1 protein-coding gene is annotated in these 1,080 nt (G+C 71.5%); it reads left to right on the top strand.

The window, feature by feature from the left end:
- The first annotated feature begins 370 nt into the window (after positions 1-370).
- On the top strand, positions 371-1,027 hold the full coding sequence (locus tag Vse01_RS29155; protein ID WP_093407651.1) for a C39 family peptidase: 657 nt from the start codon (positions 371-373) through the stop codon (positions 1,025-1,027).
- The last annotated feature ends 53 nt before the right edge of the window (positions 1,028-1,080 follow it).

The raw sequence follows: 1,080 nt of genomic DNA, 5'->3' as shown, positions 1-1,080 counted from the left end.
ATTGTCCGGTTCGCCGGTGGCCGAGGCCACCCCACCGGCGGAATCGCGGGCCGGGTCCGGTGGTTGTACATGGGGTAACCACGGGCGCCTCCGAGCGCCGCCCCCGGCCCGGGTCGGAATGGCTCCCCGCCGTCGGGCGTTACACCCCCGGACGACAACGCCAGCGCCATCCGCCTCCCCGCGAGGCCCGGGAATGGCCCCGGCCCACCCGGCGTTACACCTGGCCGGGCCGCGAGCCCCCGGTGCCACCCCGCATCCCCGGGACACCGGACGAACGCCGCAAAGCCTCCCCCCTTCTCGCATGGCTCACCCGCATCCCCCACACGCGGGCGGAGCCGCGCGCACCCCCGACCGAAAGGTGCAGATCATCATGGCTACCACCATCCTGCGTAAGACCGCCCTGACCATCGCCGCTGCCGCCGCCACCGCCGGCGGCATCGCCGGCCCCGCCATCGCCGCCCAGGCCACCCCGGGTGTCCAGGCGAGCGCCGTGCAGGCCGACCGCAAGCCCGGCGGCGAGCGCGAACTCGGCGTCCGCTACGAAGCCCAGCCCAACTTCTACTACTGCGGCCCCGCCGCCGCCCGCAACGCCCTGAGCGTGCAGGGCAAGAACATCGACGTCGACACCATGGCCAAGCAGATGCGCACCACCGAGGCCGGCACCAACTCCATCAACGACATCACCCCCGTGCTCAACAAGGAGACCGGCAAGAACGTCTACAAGTCCGTCGAAATCGCCGACCCCAAGGCCGACGACAAGCAGACCGACAAGCTGCGCGACGACATCGTCCGCACCGTCAACGACGGCCGCGCCGTAGTCGCCAACATCGCCGGCACCGCCACCGACACCGACGGCACCACCCACAGCTTCGAAGGCGGCCACTACATCAGCGTCGTGGGCTACCGCGACGGCGGCGACACGGTCACCATCGCCGACTCCGCCGACCCCGCCCAAGCCTCCTACCGGATGAGCATCGACACCCTCGCCGACTGGATCGCCACCCGCGGCTACAGCGCCACCTCCTGACCAACCGAAACACCACGAAGGGCCGACCCCACCCGGGGCCGGCCCTTCGTCGT

It is taken from the genome of Micromonospora sediminimaris, assembly GCF_016863575.1.
Classification (GTDB): Bacteria; Actinomycetota; Actinomycetes; order Mycobacteriales; family Micromonosporaceae; genus Micromonospora; species Micromonospora sediminimaris.
Note: the sequence above shows the minus strand (reverse complement) of the source record. Positions and strands in the feature narration are given on the sequence as shown.

Excerpts from the sequence above, each read along its gene's own strand:
- Vse01_RS29155 (WP_093407651.1), top strand. The coding sequence starts at position 371 with ATGGCTACCACCATCCTGCGTAAGACCGCCCTGACCATCGCCGCTGCC.